This is a genomic window from Mycobacterium sp. ZZG, assembly GCF_054786995.1.
Map to the genome: position 1 here is coordinate 73511 of NZ_JBTBFV010000015.1, position 20103 is coordinate 93613.

Annotated in this window: 19 protein-coding genes and 1 pseudogene; 6 read left to right on the plus strand and 14 right to left on the minus strand. The window is 69.7% G+C overall.

Translation table 11 applies throughout. The features are described from left to right. Positions 1 to 23: 23 nt before the first annotated feature. From ACXMYJ_RS11505 to ACXMYJ_RS11540, 8 genes are all read right to left on the minus strand, one after another. A complete protein-coding gene (locus ACXMYJ_RS11505) occupies positions 24 to 770 on the minus strand; it encodes an SAM-dependent methyltransferase (protein ID WP_460356225.1) in 747 nt (248 codons plus the stop codon). Further along, entirely contained in the window at positions 751 to 1119 is a 369-nt protein-coding gene (gene mnhG / locus ACXMYJ_RS11510) for a monovalent cation/H(+) antiporter subunit G (protein ID WP_260756756.1), read from the minus strand. Before mnhG ends, ACXMYJ_RS11505 begins: the two co-directional genes overlap by 20 nt. Continuing rightward, a complete protein-coding gene (locus tag ACXMYJ_RS11515) occupies positions 1116 to 1403 on the minus strand; it encodes a monovalent cation/H+ antiporter complex subunit F (protein WP_460356228.1) in 288 nt (95 codons plus the stop codon). Before ACXMYJ_RS11515 ends, mnhG begins: the two co-directional genes overlap by 4 nt. Then, complete coding sequence (locus tag ACXMYJ_RS11520) at positions 1400 to 1939, minus strand: Na+/H+ antiporter subunit E (RefSeq protein WP_260756758.1); 540 nt, start codon at positions 1937 to 1939, stop codon at positions 1400 to 1402. Before ACXMYJ_RS11520 ends, ACXMYJ_RS11515 begins: the two co-directional genes overlap by 4 nt. After that, complete coding sequence (locus ACXMYJ_RS11525) at positions 1936 to 3552, minus strand: Na+/H+ antiporter subunit D (RefSeq protein ID WP_443188580.1); 1617 nt, start codon at positions 3550 to 3552, stop codon at positions 1936 to 1938. Before ACXMYJ_RS11525 ends, ACXMYJ_RS11520 begins: the two co-directional genes overlap by 4 nt. Next, positions 3549 to 4016 carry a Na(+)/H(+) antiporter subunit C gene (locus ACXMYJ_RS11530; RefSeq protein ID WP_260756760.1) on the minus strand — a complete coding sequence of 156 codons (468 nt, stop codon included), beginning with the start codon at positions 4014 to 4016 and terminating at the stop codon, positions 3549 to 3551. Before ACXMYJ_RS11530 ends, ACXMYJ_RS11525 begins: the two co-directional genes overlap by 4 nt. Further along, the gene (locus ACXMYJ_RS11535; protein ID WP_460356232.1) at positions 4013 to 6922 is read right to left on the minus strand and encodes a Na+/H+ antiporter subunit A; all 2910 of its coding nucleotides are present in this window, start codon (positions 6920 to 6922) and stop codon (positions 4013 to 4015) included. The genes ACXMYJ_RS11530 and ACXMYJ_RS11535 overlap by 4 nt, the downstream gene beginning before the upstream one ends. A gap of 87 nt (positions 6923 to 7009) precedes the next feature. Then, positions 7010 to 7705 carry a potassium channel family protein gene (locus ACXMYJ_RS11540; RefSeq protein WP_460356235.1) on the minus strand — a complete coding sequence of 232 codons (696 nt, stop codon included), beginning with the start codon at positions 7703 to 7705 and terminating at the stop codon, positions 7010 to 7012. Between the two features lie 52 nt (positions 7706 to 7757). Here ACXMYJ_RS11540 and ACXMYJ_RS11545 point away from each other — a divergent pair, with 52 nt between their 5' ends. After that, positions 7758 to 9254: a potassium/proton antiporter gene (locus tag ACXMYJ_RS11545; protein ID WP_260756763.1), complete on the plus strand. Its 1497-nt coding sequence runs from the start codon at positions 7758 to 7760 to the stop codon at positions 9252 to 9254. On the opposite strand, the gene ACXMYJ_RS11550 is transcribed toward ACXMYJ_RS11545, so the two are convergent. The 6 genes from ACXMYJ_RS11550 to ACXMYJ_RS11575 form a co-directional block, all read right to left on the minus strand. After that, entirely contained in the window at positions 9251 to 9682 is a 432-nt protein-coding gene (locus tag ACXMYJ_RS11550) for a DUF1707 SHOCT-like domain-containing protein (protein ID WP_460356238.1), read from the minus strand. The genes ACXMYJ_RS11545 and ACXMYJ_RS11550 overlap by 4 nt on opposite strands. 150 nt (positions 9683 to 9832) lie before the next feature. Further along, on the minus strand, positions 9833 to 12055 hold the full coding sequence (locus ACXMYJ_RS11555) for an AAA family ATPase (protein WP_460356241.1): 2223 nt from the start codon (positions 12053 to 12055) through the stop codon (positions 9833 to 9835). 1 nt (position 12056) lies between these two features. After that, entirely contained in the window at positions 12057 to 12908 is an 852-nt protein-coding gene (gene pssA / locus ACXMYJ_RS11560; protein WP_460356244.1) for a CDP-diacylglycerol--serine O-phosphatidyltransferase, read from the minus strand. After that, the gene (locus ACXMYJ_RS11565; protein WP_260756767.1) at positions 12905 to 13606 is read right to left on the minus strand and encodes a phosphatidylserine decarboxylase; all 702 of its coding nucleotides are present in this window, start codon (positions 13604 to 13606) and stop codon (positions 12905 to 12907) included. The genes pssA and ACXMYJ_RS11565 overlap by 4 nt, the downstream gene beginning before the upstream one ends. A 50-nt stretch (positions 13607 to 13656) precedes the next feature. Then, positions 13657 to 14865, minus strand: a complete 1209-nt coding sequence (gene moeA / locus ACXMYJ_RS11570; protein ID WP_260756768.1) for a molybdopterin molybdotransferase MoeA — start codon at positions 14863 to 14865, stop codon at positions 13657 to 13659. Next, positions 14865 to 15782 (minus strand): SDR family NAD(P)-dependent oxidoreductase, encoded by a 918-nt coding sequence (locus ACXMYJ_RS11575; RefSeq protein ID WP_260756769.1) that lies wholly within the window; start codon positions 15780 to 15782, stop codon positions 14865 to 14867. Before ACXMYJ_RS11575 ends, moeA begins: the two co-directional genes overlap by 1 nt. A gap of 42 nt (positions 15783 to 15824) precedes the next feature. On the opposite strand from ACXMYJ_RS11575, the gene ACXMYJ_RS11580 reads away from it, so the two are divergent. From ACXMYJ_RS11580 to ACXMYJ_RS11600, 5 genes and pseudogenes are all read left to right on the plus strand, one after another. Beyond that, a complete protein-coding gene (locus ACXMYJ_RS11580; protein WP_260756770.1) occupies positions 15825 to 16307 on the plus strand; it encodes a PH domain-containing protein in 483 nt (160 codons plus the stop codon). 56 nt (positions 16308 to 16363) lie between these two features. Next, entirely contained in the window at positions 16364 to 17773 is a 1410-nt protein-coding gene (locus ACXMYJ_RS11585) for a PH domain-containing protein (RefSeq protein ID WP_460356269.1), read from the plus strand. A 46-nt stretch (positions 17774 to 17819) separates the two neighbouring features. Continuing rightward, a complete protein-coding gene (locus ACXMYJ_RS11590) occupies positions 17820 to 18635 on the plus strand; it encodes an HAD-IIA family hydrolase (protein ID WP_260756771.1) in 816 nt (271 codons plus the stop codon). After that, positions 18636 to 19570 (plus strand): annotated as a pseudogene (locus ACXMYJ_RS11595) (TIGR03621 family F420-dependent LLM class oxidoreductase). A gap of 29 nt (positions 19571 to 19599) precedes the next feature. Continuing rightward, positions 19600 to 20070, plus strand: coding sequence for an SRPBCC family protein (locus ACXMYJ_RS11600; RefSeq protein WP_460356249.1), 471 nt, complete (start codon positions 19600 to 19602; stop codon positions 20068 to 20070). The last annotated feature ends 33 nt before the right edge of the window (positions 20071 to 20103 follow it).

Below are 20103 nucleotides of genomic sequence, written 5' to 3' on the forward strand. Positions count from 1 at the left end.
CGTTTACCGGTTCCGTTGACGGATCAGAGCTTTCGGCCGTCGAGGAACACGCTTCGCGTCGCCGGATCGTCCGCCTCGGCCGGCAGTGCGCGGTGATACCGCTCCATGAGATCGGCGGTGGCCGTCGCGTTCATCTCCCACATCCGCGCGCACAACCAGCACGCGTGGTCGGGGCCTTCGGCGAGTGCTTCGATCCCGATCCTGCTGCCCCGCGCGCTGTACAGATCGATCCTGTCGAGCAGATGCTCCTGGCCGTCGGCTGACAGGCCGGGAAGCAGACCCTCCACCGCCCACACCGTCGGCTCGCCGGCGTCGAAGCCGGCCGCGATCAGCGCCCGCGGCCAGTCGTCGCGAAGGTCTGACGGCACCGGCACATGCCGGGCCGCGGGGGAGGCGCCGGCCACGGTCACGACGCGCTGCTTGAACTCCAGCAGTTCCGGCCGCTCCACCTCGTAGATGACGGTGTCACTGAGCCACGGCAACCGCCACGCGCGGGTGTCGAGGGCGGACCCGACGATCACGACCTGCGAAACCCCGGCCGAACTTGCGGCCAGAAAGAAATCGTCGAACCACTTCGTCCGCGCCGCAACGTAACTCGTCACCCACGGCGGCTCCGGTGCACCGGATCCGGCCGCCTCGACCAACAGCCGGGCGTACGGATCGGTGAACAGCGGACGGGGTGACTCCACCTCTTCGGCACGTGCGTTCGCCACGCGCAACGGCGTCAGCCGGGCATCGATGGCGCCCGGGTCACCGTCCAGAACCGTCATTGCCGCCGTGTTCCCGTTCGGCGGCGAAATCATGCATTTCGTCTCTGGTCAGCAGGTCGTCGCGGATGTTCTGCTCGCGGTAGGCAAGCTGACCCACTCGGTTCGCGATCACCGGCGCGGTGATCACGGTGAACATGCCGGTCAGGATCAGCATGCCGACATCGATGTTGCCGCGCAGCCGGATCGCGGCACCCGCCAGCACCAGCAGCAGACCGAGCACCTGCGGCTTGGTGGCCGCGTGCATCCGCGACAGCGTGTCGGGGAACCGGACCACGCCGATCGCGGCGGTCAGGGCAAGAGCCGAACCGGAGAGAATCAACCCGGCGGCGACGATGTCGGAGACGGTCATCGGGTGTGCCCCTTGTCGGCCGGGTCGGCGACGTCCGGCACACGGAACCTGGCGACGCTCACCGAACCGACGAAGGTGATCAGCGCCAGCGCGGTCAGGCTGTAGGTGACGGTCGTGTCGAGGCTGAAGGCTGCCCAGGTACCGATGGCGCACATCGTCACGGCGACCAGGGTGTCCAATGCGACCAACCGGTCCAGCGTGGTCGGGCCGAGCAGCATGCGGAACATGGTGGCGAGCGCCGCGAGTGACAGCATCGCCCCTGCCACGATCCAGACGTACATCATGCGGGGTCGACCTCCTTATCCGCCGAGGGTTTCCAGTCCGCATCGCGTTCGAAGGACGCCACCAGGAGCTTCTGCAGTTTGTCGATCTGGTGGTAGAAGCGGTTGACGGTGCGGTCGGACCCGACGTCGAGAACGTGGACGTAGATCATGCGACGTGCCTGGTCGATTTCGAGCACGATGTTCCCGGGCGTCAGGTTGAGGATGTTGACCGCCAGCGCCAGAACCAGGTCGGATTTGACATGGAGGTGCGCCCGCAGCACCGCGGTGAGCGGCGGCGGCCCGGGTTTCACGGCCAGCGCCGCCACCTGGAACGACGACACGACCAGCCAGCCCGTCACCGTGGCGACGAGTCGCAACACCGACAGTGGGTGGAACCGTCCCTCGACGGGAACCGGCGGCAACGGCAGCAGCAGCGTGATCACGAGCGCCACCGCCAGGCCCGACAGAAGGTTGGCCGCGGAGATGTTGCCCCACAACAGGACCCACACCAGCACGAGCCAGCACACACTCCAGACGCGCAGGGTCGTTGTTCTCATTGCGTCCCCCCGAGGACCGCCCCGATGTACTGGCCGCGGTCCATCACCTCATGGGCGGCGCGGTCGCTGTAGGCGAAGATCGGTCCCGCCAGGATCGTGAGCAACAGGCCGACCACGATGAGGGCGCCGGTGGGCGCGAGCATGCCGGCCGGCATCCGGCCCACATCGTCACGGTCGACGAGTTCGATGTCCATGGTTTCTTCGGTGTTGTCCAGCAGAGCCGCCGGCGCCGGACCCGACAGGTGCCCTTCGGGTGCGTCTTTGCGGGACCGCCAGAACGCCTTGGTCCACACCCGGGCCACCACGTAGAGCGTCAGCAGGCTGGTCACGACGCTGCCCGCCACCAGGATCCAAGCCAGCACAGATCCGGATTCGGCACCGGCCTCCAGCAGCGCCACCTTTCCGATGAATCCGGAGAACGGCGGGATGCCGCCGAGGTTGAGCGCGGGGACGACGAAGACGAACGCCAGCAGCGGACTGGCCGCGGCCAGCCCGCCGAGCCGCTCCAGCGTGGACGCGCCGGCCTGGCGTTCGATGAGGCCGACGACCAGGAACAGTGTCGTCTGCACCAGGATGTGGTGCGCGACGTAGTAGATGGCCCCCGCCATGCCCAGGTGGGTCGACAGCGCGATGCCGAACACCATGTAACCGATGTGACTGACCAGCGTGAAGGACAGCAGCCGCTTGATGTCGCTCTGGGCGATCGCACCGAAGATGCCGATGATCATCGTCAGCAGACCCGCCACCAGCAGGATGCGGTCCATCCCGCCGCCCGGGAACAGCAGCGAGTGCGCGCGGATGATCGCGTACACACCCACCTTGGTGAGCAGGCCGGCGAACACCGCGGTGACCGGCGCCGGAGCGGTGGGGTAGGAGTCGGGCAACCACGCCGACAGCGGAAACACAGCGGCCTTGATGCCGAACGCGACCAGCAGCACTGCGAACAGCGCCATCCGGGTGCCCTCGGGCACATCGTCGAGGCGGACCGCGATTTCGGCGAGATTCAGCGTGCCGGTGGTCGCGTAGACCAGCGCGATGCCGAAGAGGAACACCAGCGACGACACCATCGACACCATCACGTACGAGATGCCGGCACGCACCCGTTCCTTGCTGGCGCCGATGGTCAACAGCACGAAGCTGGCGGTGAGGAGCACCTCGAAGCCGACGAACAGGTTGAACAGGTCCCCGGCGAGGAACGCCATGAAAACGCCCGCCGACAGCACCAGGTAGGTCGGAAGGAAGATCGACACCGGCTGGCGTTCGTCGCCGTCGCGGATGCCCTGCCCGATGGCGTAGAACACCACGGCGAGCAGCACGATCGACGACACGACCAGCATCAGCGCCGACAGCCTGTCGACCACCAGCGTCACACCCAACGGACCCATGCCGGCCTCGGTCGGACCCCAGCCGCCGACCTGCAGGGCGATGGTTCCGTCGCGGTCGGCCAGGTACAGCAGCACCGCCGACACCACCACGACCGCCGACAGCCCGAACACCGCGATCGAGCGCTGCAGTCGCGGTCGGCGGCCGGCGAACAGCGTCGCCGCGGCACCGAGCATCGGGACGAGGACGGGCAGCGGTGTGAGTACCGACGCGAACTGAGCGCCGATCATCGCGACCCCTCGTATCCGGGCAGAGCGTCGAGCTCGTCGGGCAGGTCGGTGTCGCGGGACACGTCCGGCACCATGCGCTCCTCGATTTCGTCGTCCTCCTTGCCGGAGAGCTGGGACACCCTGATGTCCTCGGGGTCGTTGCTGACCTCCTCGATGGTGTTGATCCGGTACGACCGGTAGGTCAGCGCCAGCACGAAGGCGGCCACGCCCATCGTGATCACGATCGCGGTGAGAATCATGGCCTGCGCCAACGGATCTGCGGTTGCCGTCTCCGTGCCGCTGGTGCGCCCGCGGACAGGCGGGTTACCCGACGGACCGCCGGCGTGGAGGATGAGCAGGTTGATGGCATTGCTGATCAGCAACAGACCCAGCAACATCCGGGTGAGGTTGCGTTCGAGAAGCAGGTACACCCCGGCGCTGGTGAGCACCCCGATCAGGATGAGCGGTACGAGAAATGTGGTCATGGCTGCCTCACCGTCCGGCCGGTCCGCTGGCGCAGCTGTTCGCTCATTTCGACGTCGATGCGTGCCCCGAGGCTGCGCAGCACGTCGAGCACCAGACCGACCACGATCAGGTACACGCCCAGGTCGAAGAACAGTGCGGTCACGAACTTGACGGTGCCCAGCACGGGCACGTCGAACTGGATGACCGCCGACGACAGCACGGGAGCACCGAGAAGCAGTGAGGCGGCAGCGGTTCCGGCCGCCAGCGTCAGACCCGCGCCGAGGATCTTGCCCGCATCGAGCGGCAGCGTCTCGCCGAGCTCGTAACGCCCGCCGGCCAGATAACGCAGCACCAGCGCCAGCCCGGCCATCAGGCCGCCGGCGAATCCACCGCCGGGCACGTTGTGGCCGGCGAAGAAGAAGTACGCCGACAGCACCATCATGACCGGGAAGATCAGCCGGGTGGCGACCTCCAGGACCAGCGATCGGTGCCGTGGATCACGCAGTTCGCTGCCCCGCAGCCAGGTGATGTCGCCGGCGGCGGGACTGGTGTTGAACGCCGCAGGCAGCTGACCGATGTCGGGTTGGCCGGCGTCGGAGACGCGTGGCGCGGCGCCGAAACGCCTGCTGCGGAACACCATTGACGCGACACCCGTGGCGGCGACGAGGAGCACCGACACCTCGCCCATGGTGTCCCAGGCGCGGATGTCGACGAGGATCACGTTGACGGTATTCGAGCCGTGGCCCAGCACGTAGGCCGCTTCGGGCAGCAGCTCGGCGATGGGCCGGCCGGTGCGGGCGGCCATCGCGAACGCCGCGAGCGTCGTCACCGCCGCGCCGACGGCGACGGCGAGCACGGCGCGCGGCAGCCGGAAGCGGGTGTTCTCCGCACGGCTGGTCTCGGCGGGCAGGGTGCGCAGCACGAGGACGAAGGCGACCAGCGTCAACGTCTCGACCAGGAACTGGGTCAACGCCAGGTCGGGTGCGCCGTGAAACGCGAAGATCGCGCCGCAGCCGTAGCCGGTGACACCGACCAGCAGGACCGCCGCCAGACGGTTGCGCATCACCACGGCCGCCAGCGCGGCGGCGATCATCAGCAGCCCGACCACCACCACCGGCGGCGAGTCCCACAACTCGAAGTGGGGCCGGTCGCGGGCGCCCGATACCAGCACACCGAGCGGCAGCAGCACCAGCGTGATGAGGATGAACGACTGCGTCTGGGGCAGTGACCCGCGCTGGGTCAGCGCGGTCAAGCGCACCGAGAGCACATCGGCGCCGCGGATCACCGCGTCGTAGATGCGGTCGGCGTTGCCCAGCGGCACAAACGCCATGCGTGCGCGACGAAGTCGGGTCCGCGAGAAGTACACCGCGACGCCGGTGGCCAGCACCAACACCGAGAGCAGTAGCGGAAGGTTCACCCCGTGCCAGAGGGCCAGGTGATAGTCGCCCTTGTAGCCCGGTGGGTCGGGCACGGTGTCGCTGTAGTCGCGCAGCACGTTGTCGAGCGGCTTCGGCCACAGGCCGAACAGCAGCCCCGCGGCGGCCAGGATCGCGGGCGGGATCAGGAAACCCGTCTCCGGCCGGTGCATCTCCTCGACCCGTGTGCTCGGGTGCGGCAGCCCTTTCCGGCCGAAGGCCCCGAACACGAACCGCAGGCTGTAAACCGTGGTCAGAACTGAACCCAGCACGATGCCGGCGAGCACGAACGGCGACGCGGCGCCCAGGTACGGGCTGTGCAGCACCGTCTCGAAGTCCGCTTCCTTGGCGACGAACCCGAAGAACGGCGGCAGCCCGGCCATGCTGGCGGCCGCCGCGCAGCCGATGATCAGCAGCGGCTTGCTGCGGTCACCCAGCCAGGCCAGCCTGCGGATGTCGCGGGTGCCGGTGGCGTGGTCGATGATGCCGACGACCATGAACAACGAGGCTTTGAACATCGCGTGCGCGCACAGCATTGCCAGGCCGGCGAGCATCATCTCGCTGCCGCCGACACCGACCATCACAGTGATGAAGCCGAGCTGGCTGACGGTGCCGAAGGCAAGGATCAGCTTCAGGTCGTACTCGCGGATCGCGCGCCAGCCGGCCAGGAGCATCGTCAACAGCCCAAGGGTGACGACGGTCGGGCGCCATTCGGGGCTGTCGGCGAACCCGGGTGTCATCCGCGCGATCAGGTAGACGCCGGCCTTCACCATCGCGGCCGCATGCAGGTATGCGCTGACCGGGGTCGGAGCGGCCATGGCGCCGGGAAGCCAGAAGTGCATGGGCACGATCGCCGACTTCGACAGTGCGCCGATGAGGATGAGTATCACCGCCACCGAGGCGGCCAGCCCCGTCGGCGGATTCGCGATCAGCTCGGACAGCAGGAAGGTGCCTGCGATGTTGCCGATGACGACGATGCCGACCAACATCGCCAGCCCGCCGAACGTGGTCACCAGCAGCGCCTGCATCGCGGCCCGCCGGCTCGTCGCCCGTTCGGCGTAATGGCCCACCAGCAGGAACGACAGGACCGTCGTGATCTCCCAGAACACGTAGAGCACCAGCATGTTGTCGCTGGTGACCAGGCCGAACATGGCGCCGGAGAACGCCACCAGTTCGGCGGCGAAACTGGGCAGGCGTTTTTCCTCGCGACCGTCGTGATGGCGGAAGTAGTCGGCGCAGTAGAAGAGGACGAGAGCGCCGATGCCCAGCACCAGCACGCTCATCACGGCGGCCAGCGCGTCGAAGCGCAACGTGATGTCCATCGACAGGCCCGGCACCCAGGCCACGTCGACCGTGTGCGACTGGCCCTTCGCCGGCCAGTTCGCCACCACCCACACCAATGACGCCAGCGGCACCAGCGCCAGGGGATAGAACGCGGCTCGCCCCCAGCGATACACCAGTAGGGGCGCCAGCAGGGCGGCGGCTGCATGGGCAGCGAGGATGGCGAGCATGGCTCCGTCTCGTCGTGGGCGGCACGCTGTCGGGCGGGCTTACCGTCGGGCAGGTGGACAAAAGTGTCAGCCGTACTGACTTTGGAGTCACTTCAGTCTACGGGTACCCCGCACCATTGCTTTGATGTGCTCCTCGACGCCGGACGCAGACACGAACAGCAATTCGTCGCCGGCATGCAGCACGTCCTGCGGTTCCGGGACGATCAAACGGTTTCCGCGGGTCAGCGTCACCAGCGCGCTGTCGGCCGGCATCGGCAGGTCCTGCACGCGCTGTGCCACGAGCGGGCTGTCGGCGGGCAGGGTGATCTTGGCGACGTTGGCGGCGCGCGCCCCGAGATCGCCGCGTGAGTCCTTGCCGAGTGCCATCAGCCGTATCAGGTGGCCGACGTCGATGGCGCCCTCGATCGCGGCGACGAGCGCCAGCGGCGTCGAGACCGCCACGTCCACCCCCCACGCCTCGGTGAACAACCACTCGTTGCGGGCGTCGTTGATCCGGGCGACCACGCGGTCGATACCGAACTCGGACTTGGCCAGCAGCGCCATCGCGAGGTTGGCCTTGTCATCGCCGGTGGCCGCGATCGCGACGTCGCAGATCTGCATCTCGGCTTCTTCGAGCGAGGCGACCTCACACGCGTCGGCCCACAGCCAGTCGGCGCCGGGCACCGTCGCGGGTTGGTAGCGGCCGAACTCCTTCTCGATGAGCAGGACTTTGTGGCCGTACTCGACCAGCTCCTGCGCGACGGACCGGCCGACGGCACCCGCACCGGCGATCGCGATCCGCATCGACTCTCCTTTTGCCCGGCCGGGTGAGGACTGTCCTGATTTACTCTTTCCAGTGACACTGCACCAGCTCTACGTGGCGATGTTCATCGGGGGGCTCGTGCTCCTGGCGAGCGTCGCCGCGACGAGGCTGGCCACCGGCATCGGCCTCCCCAGCCTATTGCTGTTTCTCGGGGTTGGTGTGCTCGTCGGTGAGGACGGGCTGGGGCTGCAGTTCGACAACGCCCAGCTCGCGCAAGATCTCGGCACCGCGGCGCTGGCCGTGATCCTGGTCGAGGGCGGTCTGACGACGCGCTTCGGGGACATCCGCAAGGTGCTGGCCCCGGCCGCCGTGCTCGCCACCGTCGGTGTCGCGGTGAGCACCGCGGTGACCGCGCTGGCCGTGCACTGGATCCTCGGCATGGACTGGCAGCTGGCACTGCTGCTCGGAGCCGTGGTGTCCAGTACCGATGCCGCCGCGGTGTTCTCGGTGCTGCGGGTGGTGCCGCTGCCGCGGCGGCTGAGCGGTTTGCTGGAGGCGGAGTCGGGCTTCAACGACGCCCCCGCGGTGATCCTGGTGATGTTGTTCAGCGTCGTACCGCTGGACCTCGACCCGGTGGAAATCGTCGGGACGATGGCCTACGAGCTGGCGATCGGGGCGGTGCTCGGCCTCGGCTTCGGCGTGCTCGGTGCGATGACGTTGCGGCGCATCGCCTTACCCGCGGCCGGGCTGTACCCGCTGGCCACGTTCGGTCTGGGCATGCTCGCGTTCGCCGCGGCGGGATCCGCGCACGGCAGCGGGTTCCTCGCCGCCTATCTGGCCGGCGTGGTGCTGGCGAACTCGGGTCTGCCGCACCGGTCGGCGACGCGCTCGTTCGCCGAGGGCGCCGGCTGGTTGGCCCAGATCGGGGTGTTCGTCATCCTCGGTCTGCTGGTGTCGCCCGATGAACTGCTCGACGAGGTGGTGCCGGCCGTCGTGGCCGGGCTGGTTCTGCTGCTGCTGGCTCGGCCGCTGTCGGTCGTGGTGTCGCTCATCGGTTTTCGGGTTCCGTGGCGTGAACAGGTGTTCCTGTCCTGGGCAGGTCTGCGCGGCGCCGTGCCCATCGTGCTGTGCACCTACCCGATCGTGGCGGGCGTGCCCGACAGCTGGCGCCTGCTCAACATCGTGTTCATCCTCGTGGTGCTCTTCACGGTGATTCAGGGGCCGAGCCTGCGGCTGGTCGCCGAGCGGCTGCACCTGATCCCGCGCGACACCACCCGTGAGATTCAGATCGACGCAGCACCGTTGGACGTGCTGGATGCCGAGCTGTTGACGATGACGGTGTTGCCGGGGTCGCGGCTGCACAACGTGACGGTGCTCGAGCTGAGGCTGCCCGATCCGAGCGTCATCACGCTCATCATCCGGGCGGGTCGGCCGTTCGTCCCGCAACCGGTGACCCGCCTGCAGGTCGGTGACGAACTGCTGATCGTGACGACGTCGGTGACGCGGGAGCTCGCCGAGCGGCGGCTGCGCGCGGTCAGCCGTCGCGGCAAGCTTGCCTACTGGTTCGACGAGTACGGCGACCCGGCCTAGCGACCGCACGGCCCGAATGCGTTCCTGACCGGCAGTGCGTGGCCGAGCACGCCGATACCCGCGCCCAGGATCGGCCAGATCGGCCAGAAGTACCAGGACCCCGCGGTCAGCCCGACGACCAGCCACACCGTGAGCACCACGACGACCATGGCCAGGTACCCCGCCAGATGAAGGTGCATGCCTCGCCGTGCGCTGGCGCGGCGGGCGGCCGCACGCTGCGGATCGTTGCGGCGCAACTCGACCACCGGAAGGTCCGCGGTGAGTCCGCGGAGGTCCGGCGTGGTGTGCGCGTCGTACACGGCCTGCAGGCGGGTCTCGTACTCGGCCATGTCCAGATATCCCTGGGCCAGCGCCTGCCCGAGCAAGGCCGCGGTGGCGTCGCGGTCACGGTCGCCGGCCCGGACGGTGGTTGTGACGGTGGAGCTCACGGTCCCTCCCAAATCTTGACAATGACTAGTCTTGACAGTGCCACTCTCAACTAGTCAGTGTCAAGATTTGTTTCCGCTAACGAGAGTGCGCACAGGTCGCCGAAACGTCCGATGCGGCGATCTCGCCGCACTCTCGGCGCTTTACGAGAATCAGCGGGCGTCGGCGAAGGCCCGGAGCGCCTCGACCTGCACCGGGTCCAGCGACGGGCGCACAGCCTCGCGGGCGGCCGCTACGTCGGCGGCAGTGACGTCGGCGGCGTCGATCGAACGGCGCATCGCGGTCAGCGCGGCCTCGCGCAGCAGCGCGACGCAGTCCGCCGCGCTGTAGCCGTCGAGCTCACCGGCCAGCGCCGCGAGATCGACGGCCTCCGGTCCTTCCGAGACCAATGGGACAGATTTGCCCGCGGTCTTGAGGATCTGGGTGCGGGCTTCGGCGTCCGGGGGCTCGACGAACACGAGCTTCTCCAGCCGGCCGGGGCGCAGCAGCGCCGGGTCGATCAGATCGGGTCGGTTGGTCGCGCCGAGCACCACGACGTCGCGCAACGGTTCGATGCCGTCGAGTTCGGTCAGCATCGCGGCCACCACGCGGTCGGTGACACCGGAATCGAAACTCTGGCCGCGGCGTGGAGCCAGCGCGTCGATCTCGTCGAGGAACACCAGCGACGGCGCCGAATCGCGGGCCCGCTGGAACAGCTCGCGCACCGCCTTCTCCGACGAACCGACCCATTTGTCCATCAGCTCAGCACCTTTGACGGCGTGCACACTGAGCCGGCCCGAACTCGCCAACGCTCTGACCACGAACGTCTTGCCGCACCCCGGCGGCCCGTACAGCAGCACCCCGCGCGGCGGCTGAACCCCGAGCCGCTGGAATGTCTCCGGATGCTGCAGCGGCCACAGCACCGCCTCGGTCAGCGCCTGCTTGGTCTCAGCCATGTCGCCGACGTCGTCGAGGGTCACCGAGCCGACGGACACCTCCTCGGTCGCCGAGCGCGACAGCGGCCGGATCACGCCGAGCGCCCCGACCAGGTCGCTCTGCTGCAACGCCGGCGCCTCGCCGGTCTCGCTGGCTCGCGCCGCCGCGCGCAGCGCGGCCTCACGCACCAGCGCGGCGAGATCGGCGACCACGAATCCCGGTGTGCGATCGGCGATCTCGCCTAGGTTCAGGTCCTGGGCGGGAACGTCGCGCAGCAGCACCTCGAGCAGTTGGGCGCGCACCGCACCGTCGGGCAGGGTCAACCCGAGCTCACGGTCGCACAGATCCGGCGCGCGCAGCCGGGGGTCGACGTTGTCCGGCACCGCCGTGGTGGCCACGAACGCGACACCCCGGGTGGCCACCGCGGAGCGCAACTCGGTGAGGATCAGCGTGGCCACCGGATCGGCGGGCACCGGCAGCAGGGCGTCGACGTCGGTGACCAGCAGCACGCCGCCGCCGTCGCGGACCGCGGCGACCGCGGAGGCCACGTTCGCCAATCGGTCCTCGGCGCGCAGCGATCCGACACCCGGCCCGTCGAGTTCGATCAGCCGCCGGCCCGCACAGACCGTCCGCACCAGGGTGGCCTTGCCCACCCCGGCCGGCCCCGACACGAGCACACCGAGATTGGCTGTGGCGCCGAGTTTCTCGAGTAGCTCGGGCTGGTCGAGGGCGAGCTTGAGCCATTCGGTGAGCCGACCCGCCTGGGCGTGCGACCCCTTCAGGTCGTCGTAGCTCACCGCGGGTGTCCCGGACTGCTCGGACGCGGTCACCACGTGCTCGCCGGTGCCGGCCGACGGTGCCGGAGCAGCCGAATCCCCCCAATCGACCAACGAATTCGGCTGCACGCTGACGGGTCCGGCGGGGTCGACGGAGGTCACCGTCAACAGCTCCGAGGTCCAGGTGATCCCGACCGACGCCGCCAGGGCGGCGCTGGCCTGCGATGTCGACGTGCCCGGCCCGAGATCGCGCGGCAGCAGCGAGACGGTGTCACCGACGGTCATCACCTTGCCGAGCAGGGCCTGCCGCAGTGTGGCGGGGGAGACCGACCGGGTGGCCAGCGCCGAGCCGCTCAGCGTCACGCAGCGGGCCCCGAGCACCGTGACCGGGGCGACGAGCACCGGGGTGTCCTCGCGCAGCCCGGCGTTGGACAGCGTCACGTCGTCGAGCAGTGCCGTGCCCGTCGGTGTGCCCGCCGGGGCGACCCCCACCACCGCGGCGGTGGTGCGCGCGCCGGTCAACGACACCGCGTCCCACTCGCGGATGCCCAGGGCCGCAATGGCTTCCGGGTGCAGCCGGATCACCCCGCGGCGGGAGTCCAGCGCCGAGGTGTTCAGCCGCGCGGTCAGCGTCAGCTGCGCGCGCGACGGAACGTTTTCGGCGGGCCGGTGAAGTTCGGACACGTCATCCTCTCGGCGGCCTGCGCAGGCCCAGGCGCAACATCGAACGCCGGTGCGGTTGGGTCCGCCGGATCGCGCGACGCGCCGCGCGCTGTTGGCGGGGTTTGTCGTCCCAGACCTCGGGGTGTTCCGCCAGGAACCGGCGGGTGCGGATCGCGAACGGGATGTGCAGGAAGTAGACCGCGATGATCACCAGCAGCACGAGGTAGCCGTACAGGATCGAGGCGGCCACCCCGATGGCCAGCAGCGCCAGCAGCGGCGCCACCATGTTGGGCGGCACCGAGAACGTGTGGATTTTGCGCATCGGCACGGTGCTGACCACCAGCAGCGAGATTCCGATCATCCAGATGACGACCGCCGGTTCGGAGGTCCACCAACCGTCACCGAACTGCATCTTGGCCGCCAGCGGACCGATCGCCCCGATCGCACCGGCCGGAGCGGGCATCCCGACGAAGTACTTCTTCTCGTAGGCGGGCTGGTCGACGTCGAGCATCGCGTTGAACCGGGCCAGCCGCAGCACGATGCACACCGCGTACAGCAGCACCACGATCCAGCCGATTCGCGACGTCGACAGCAGGGTGGCGTACACGATGAACGCCGGTGCCACACCGAAGTTCACCGCATCGGCGAGCGAGTCGATCTCCTCGCCCATGCGCGAGGTCGCGTTCAGGGCGCGCGCGGTGCGACCGTCGAGCGCATCGAGGATCGCCGCGATCGCGAGGAAGGCCATCGCCTCGGTGGGCCGGTCGTCGAGGGCGAACTTCACCGCGCTGAGCCCGAGGCAGATCGCGGCGACCGTCATCGCGCTCGGCAGAATCCGCACGCTGACGACGGACTTCTTGACGCGCGGCCTCATCGGGGCAGCTCGGCCAGGACGGTCTCGCCGGCCAAGGTCCGCTGCCCGACGCTGACCAGGATCTTCGAGCCGGCCGGCAGGTAGGTGTCCAACCGCGAACCGAAGCGGATCAGGCCGTAGGTGTCGCCGAGCCCGACCTTGTCACCGGGTTTGACATCGCACACGATCCGGCGCGCGATCAGTCCCGCGATCTGCACGGCGATCACCTCGTCGCCGTCCGGGCTGCGGATCACCACGCTGTTGCGTTCGTTGTCCTCGCTGGCCGCGGCCAGGTCGGCGGAGCCAAACAACCCGGGGCGGTGCGTGACGGTGACGACCTCGCCGCCCAGCGGGGCACGCTGGACGTGCGCGTCGAGCACCGAGAGGAAGATGCTGATCCTCGGAAGAGGCGTTGCGGGCAGCCCCAGTTCAGCGGGCGGCACGGCCTCCTCGATCAGGCAGATGAGCCCATCGGCCGGGGCGACGACCACCCCGGGACGGGTCGGTGGGGTCCGCGGCGGGTGGCGGAAGAACGCCGCGTTGGCCACGGCCGAGGCGAGCCCGGCGCGGCGCAGCCATCGGCTCTTGCCGCCGGCCAGAGCGACCGCGAGGCTGGCGCCGACGAACGGCACACCCGCGGGGTGCATCGGGGGAACGGAGGTGCGAACCAGGGCCGCCAGGCGCGCTGGTCCTGTCTTGAGGTCTGGGCGTCTGGCCATCGTGGCCGCGATTCTACGGTCCCCCGGCGCTGTCGCAGGGTCCCCCGCCGCTATCGCAGGTCCCAGACCTGTACGCGGGACCCGGCCGCCACCTCGGCGGTGTCCTCGTCGAGTTCGAGCAGGCAGTTCGCCGAGGCCAGCCAGCGCAGATGATGCGACGCCGGGGGGCCGTAACTGGTGACGGTGTCGCTGACCGGGTCGAATACGCCGCGCCGGAACTGCCGTTTACCGCGCGGTGAGACGAGGTCCTCGGTCAGCATCGCGGTGCGGCGCGGCCGCTCGGTGTCGGGCAGGCCCATCGCGGCGCGTACCGCCGGGCGCACGAACACCTCGAAGGACACCAGCGCGCTGACCGGGTTACCCGGCAGCGTGACGATCGGGACGCCGGGCGCCGGGCCGTCGAGCCGGCCGGCGCCCTGCGGCATACCCGGCTGCATGGCGACCTTGGTGAACTCGACGCCGCCCTCGGTCAGCGCGTCCTTGACCACCTCGTAGGCGCCGGCGCTGACACCGCCGGTGGTGACGATCAGATCAGCCTCGCCCGCATGGCGGCGCAGCACGTCACGGAACGCGTCGACGTCGTCGCCGGTCATCGGGCAGGCGATGACCTCGCCCCCGGCTTCCCGGACGGCGGCGGCCAGCATCACCCCGTTGGACTCGTAGATCTGCCCGGGCTGCAGCGGCCGGCCTGCGGCGACCAGCTCGGTGCCGGTGGACACCACGAGCACGCGCTGGCGCGGGATCACCGTCAGCTCGCCGATACCGAGAGCGGCCGCCAGGCCCAGCGCGGCCGGGGTGACCACCTGGCCGGCCCGCAGCACCGTGGTGCCCGCGGTGACGTCCTCACCGGCACGTCGGATGTGCTGCCCGGGCCGGGTGGCGGCGCGGATCGTCACGGTGTCGGTCGCGCCGTCGGTGGCTTCCACGGGGATGACGGCCGTCGCCCCGGCGGGCAGCGGCGCGCCGGTCATGATGCGGTGCGCGGTGCCGGGCCGCAGGGTGGGGACGTCGGTGCGGCCCGCGGGGATGTCCTCGGCCACCGGAAGCCGCACCGGCGCGGCCTCGGTGGCGCTCGCGATGTCCTCGGAGAACACCGCGTACCCGTCCATCGCGGAGTTGTCGAAGCCCGGCAGTGACAGCGGGGCCACCACGTCGTCGGCGAGCGCCAGTCCCAGCGCGTCGGCGACCGGGACCGTCACCGAAGGCCGCGCCGTGACCAGCGACGCGACCACGCGCCGGTGTTCGTCGACCGACCGCATCAGAGGTCGTACCTCACACCGGTCAGTTCCTCGGACACCGTCCACAGCCGCCGTTGCACGTCCTCGTCGCGGGATATCGCGTTCGACGACACCAGCACCGGGTGGCCGACCAGTTCCCGGATGCCGGACGGCCCGTAGTACTGGCCCCCGCGCGCGCCCGGATCGGTCGCCGCGCGCAGCGTCGCCAGAGCTCCGACGGCGGGGCTGTTGGTGACCAGCCCGGCCAGCTTCGAGAACCCGGGGAGGCCCGAGCCGGGGATGTGGCGCATGAGCTCGGTGTTCGAGATTCCCGGGTGCGCGGCGACCGCAATCGTCGGGGCGCCCTTGGCGGCCAGGCGACGCGCCAGCTCGTAGCTGAACATCAGGTTGGCCAGCTTCGACTGGCCGTACGCCGCGACCCTGTTGTAGCCGTGCTCCCACTGCAGGTCGTCGAAGCGGATGCCGGCCCGGATGTTGTGGGCGATGGAGGCCACGGTCACCACCCGGGAGCCCGGCACGTCCAGCAGCGTGTCCAGCAACAGCCCGGTGAGCGCGAAGTGCCCGAGGTGGTTGGTGCCGAACTGCAGCTCGAACCCGTCGGCGGTGACCTGCTTGGGCGGGTACATCACCCCGGCGTTGTTGATCAGCAGGTCGATGCGGGGGAATGCCAGCCGCAGCGCGTCGGCGGCTTCGCGGACGCTGGCCAGCGACGACAGGTCGAGTTCCTGGAGCGTGACGTCGGCTCCGGGATGCCGTCGTGCGATGTCGTCGGCGGCCTTGCGGCCCTTGTCCAGGTTGCGCACCGCGATGACGACACGCGCGCCCCTGCCCGCCAGCACCGCGGCTGTCTCGTAACCGATACCGGTGTTGGCGCCGGTGACGACGGCGACCCGGCCGGACTGGTCGGGCACATCGGCGGCGGTCCATTTGGAAGTCATGGGGTTAACTTACGGTCTGGGCGCGCAACTAGTCTCGGAGCCGTGCACCTGGTCGAACCGGCGCATCCGCCGAGCCGGAAAGCGCCGCTTGTCTGGGCCATCGGGGCAGCCGTCCCGTGGACGATGGCGGCGATCGCGCAGGCGGTGTGGTTCGCCGTCGACGGTCGGTTGCCGTGGCTGCACGTGCTGCTGGCGATCGGCACCGTGCTGGGCGCCACGGTGTCGGTGGCGGTCGCGCCGTTGTGGCGGTACCGGGTGCACCGCTGGGATCTCGACTCCACCGCGGTCTACACCCGGTCGGGGTGGCTGGTGCAAGAGCGCCGCATCGCACCGATCTCCCGGGTACAGACCGTGGACACCTACCGCGGCCCGCTGGACCGGCTGTTCGGTTTGTCCAACGTGACGGTGACGACGGCGTCGTCGGCCGGAGCGGTGCGCATCGTCGCGCTGGACGCCGAGGTCGCCGATCAGGTGGTGGCCCGGCTGACCGACATCGCCGCCCTGGGTGCCGAGGACGCCACGTGAGCACCCCGGACGCCAACAGCGATGCAGGTACCGCGTGGTCCCGGCTGAGCCCTCGCATGCTGCTCGTGCATCCGGTGCACGAGGTGGCCCGTCAGATCCCGGTGCTGATCGGGTCGCTGGTGCTGGGCTCGGCGACGGGGAACCCGCTGTGGGCGGTGGCCGGGGTCGGGATGGTGGTGGCCTACGGCCTGGCCCGCTGGTTCACCACGATGTACCGGATCGGTGCCGAGGATGTGCAACTGCGCACCGGGGTGCTGCAGCGGAACGTGCTGTCGGTGCCCCGCAACCGGATCCGGTCGGTGTCCACCGACGCCCGGCTGCTGCACCGGCTGTTGGGGCTGACCGTGCTTCGGGTCAGTACCGGGCAGGAAGCCAAGGGGGACAACGATTTCGAGCTTGACGCGGTGCCGACCTCCGAGGTGGCCAGGCTGCGCGCGACCCTGCTCGCGGAGTCGCTGGAGCCACCCGGGCGCGCCGAACCGACCCGGCTGCTGGCGCGGTGGCAGCCGTCCTGGTTGCGGTACAGCCCGCTGACCTCGGCCGGCCTGGTGATGATCATCGCCGCACTCGGAGTGATCTCGCAGCCGGGAGTACTTGCGGCGGTGCGCGATTCGGCACTGGTCGCGGAAGGTGAACGGGTGGCGCAGCGCCTCGGCGTGATCGGCGCGGTGGTCGCGGTCGTCCTGGGTGTGGTGTTCGCGTCGGTGGCGCTGTCGGTGACGCAGTCGCTGCTCAGGTACGGCAATCTGATTCTGCGGCGCGACGCCGAGGTGCTGCACCTGTCGCACGGTCTGGTGCGGCTGCGCGAGCACACCTTCGACATGCGCCGGCTGCGGGGCGGCACCCTGCGAGAACCGCTGCTGGTGCGCCTGTTCGGCGGCGCGCGCCTGGATGCGGTGATGACCGGGGTTGCCGGCGCCGGGGAGGCCTCGCAGCTGCTTCCGCCGTGCCCGCGCGGCACCGCCGAAGCGGTGCTGATGGACCTGATCGACGATCCCGGCGCGGTGACAGGACCGCTGCGCACACATGGTCCGGCGGCGACCCGGCGGCGCTGGACCCGGGCCATGGCTGTGCCCGCCGGCGTCGCGTTGGCGCTGGCCGTGGCGGCGGTGGCGGGCGATGTCGCGCTGTGGGCCTGGGCGCTGCCCGTGCTGCTCGCGGTGATCGCTGCCGGCCTGGCCCACGACCGGGCGCGGGCGCTGGGCCACCGGGCCGGCGGCGGGTGGCTGGTGGCCAGGGCGGGCAGTCTGGCGCGGCGCCGCGACTGCGTGGCCGCAGCCGGCATCGTGGGATGGACGGTGCGGCAGTCGCTGCTGCAGCGCAGGGCGGGGGTGGCGACCCTGATCGCCGCGACCGCGGCGGGCGTGAAGCGCTACGAGGTCGTCGACGTCCCAGCCGAGCTCGCCTGGTCCATCGCCGCGATGACGTCGCCGTGGGTCGGTACGACGTCGTGGGCGCGCGGGTAGCCGGGTCTCAGGTTGCGTGCGCCCGTCGGCGGTTTACTGTCGCAACATGGCGATCGGCGGGGTTCTCTTCGACATCGACGGCGTGCTGGTCACGTCGTGGAAGCCGATCCCGGGCGCCGCGGAGACGCTGCGCACCTTGGCGGACAACCAGATCGCGTGCGCGTATCTGACGAACACCACCACCAGGACGCGGGCGCAGATCGCCGATCTGCTGACCGAGGCAGGGATGGCGGTGCGCTCCGACGAGGTGATCACGGCCGCGGTGCTCACCGCCGACTACGTTCGGGACCGCTATCCGGACGCCCGCTGCTTTCTGGTCAACAGCGGCCAGATCGCCGAGGACATGCCGGGCATCGACATCGTCTACTCGTCGGAGTTCACCGGTCCCCGGGCCCCGGAGGCGCCGGACGTCGTGCTGCTCGGCGGTGCCGGCCCCGAATACAGCCACCTGACGCTGTCCTGGGTCTACGACTGGATGGCCCAGGGCGTGCCCGTGGTGGCGATGCACCGCAGCACCGCGTGGACCACCACCGACGGTCTGCGCGTCGACACCGGCATGTACCTGATCGGGATGGAAGAGACCTCGGGCCGCAAGGCGACTGCCGTCGGCAAACCGGCGCCGGAGGGCTTCCTGTCCGCGGCGGCCAGGCTGGGCGTGGACCCCGAGGAGATGTACATGGTCGGCGACGACCTCAACAACGACGTGCTGGCCGGTCAGGTGGTCGGTATGACGGGGGTGCTGGTGCGCACCGGTAAGTTCCGCCAGGACACCCTGGACCGTTGGGCGGCAGACGAATTCGCCATGCAGCCAAACCACGTCATCGATTCGGTGGCGGATCTGCCCGCGTTGCTGGGGCTGTAGATGCGGTTCGGACTGACCACCGCGCTGCCCCGCGACGGTGTCTGCGCCCGGGAGTTCGCCCAGCGGGTCGAGGCAACCGGAATAGACGTGCTGACCTTCGCCGATCATCTGGCGCCGACGGTGTCGCCGTTCAGCGGTGCGGCAGCCGCCGCGGCGGTGACGTCCCGGCTGCGGGTCGGAACCCTGGTGCTCAACAACGACTTCCGCCATCCGGTCGAGACCGCGCGGGAGAGTGCGGGTGTCGCGATCGTCTCCGGCGGCCGGTTCGAACTCGGTATCGGCGCCGGGCACATGAAGTCCGAATACGACGCGGCGGGACTGCGTTTCGACGGCGGCGCCGTCCGGGTGTCGCGGCTCGCCGAATCGGTGGCCGTCATCAAGGGGCTGCTCGCCGGGGAGGCCGTCGACTTCGACGGCGACCATTACCACGTGCACGCGGCGGCGGGGGAGATCGTCGCCGTGCCGTCCCGGCCGGTGCCGATCTTGGTCGGCGGCAACGGAACCCGGGTGCTGCGGTTGGCCGGTCGGGGGTCGCCGACATCGTCGGGTTCGCCGGAATCTCGCACAACCGGGACGCCACCAGAGTGCGGCTCAGCCACTTCGACGGTGCAGGCCTGGCCAACCGGATCTCCGTCGTGCGGGATGCGGCGGGGCAGCGTTTTGCACACATCGAACTCAACGCGCTGATCCAGGCGGTGGTCGTCACCACCGACCGGCGCCGCGCCGCCGCCGAGCTCGCGGAGACGTTGGACACCGACCCGGACACCTTGCTGGACTCGCCGTTCCTGCTGCTCGGGACTCACGAGCAGATGGCCGAGCAACTCGTGCAGCGGCAGCGCGAGTTCGGGATCGGCTACTGGACGGTGTTCGACGAACTACCGGGGAGAGAGTCGGCGCTGCCTGACATCGCGGAGGTCATCGCGCTGCTGCGATGAGTCCTGCCCTCGGCGGCGGTCTAACCCGCATGACCGAGACACTGATTACTGACACGATCGTCGATGCCCCTGCCTCCGCCGTATTCGCGGTGCTGGCCGACCCCGCCAATCACGCCGCGATCGACGGTACCGGCTGGGTACGCGAGTCCCTCGATGGCGAAGTGATCACCAGGTCTGGACAGATGTTCCGGATGGCGATGTATCACCCGAACCATCCCGACGGCCACTACGAGATGGCCAACAAGGTGCTGTCCTTCGAACCCGACCGAGCGATCGGCTGGGAGCCGGGACAGGCCGGCGAGGACGGGGTCGTCGAGTACGGCGGATGGACCTGGAACTACGACCTGGAGCCCGCCGGCCCGCGGCAGACCAGGGTCACGCTGACCTACGACTGGTCGGCGGTAGACGCCGGCCTCCGCGAGCACATCGAGTTCCCGCCGTTCCCCGTCGAGCATCTGCACACCTCGCTGGCCAACCTCGCCAAGCTGGCCGTTGGCTGATCTGGAGAGTGCGGTTCGCGCCTGTCGCGTTGA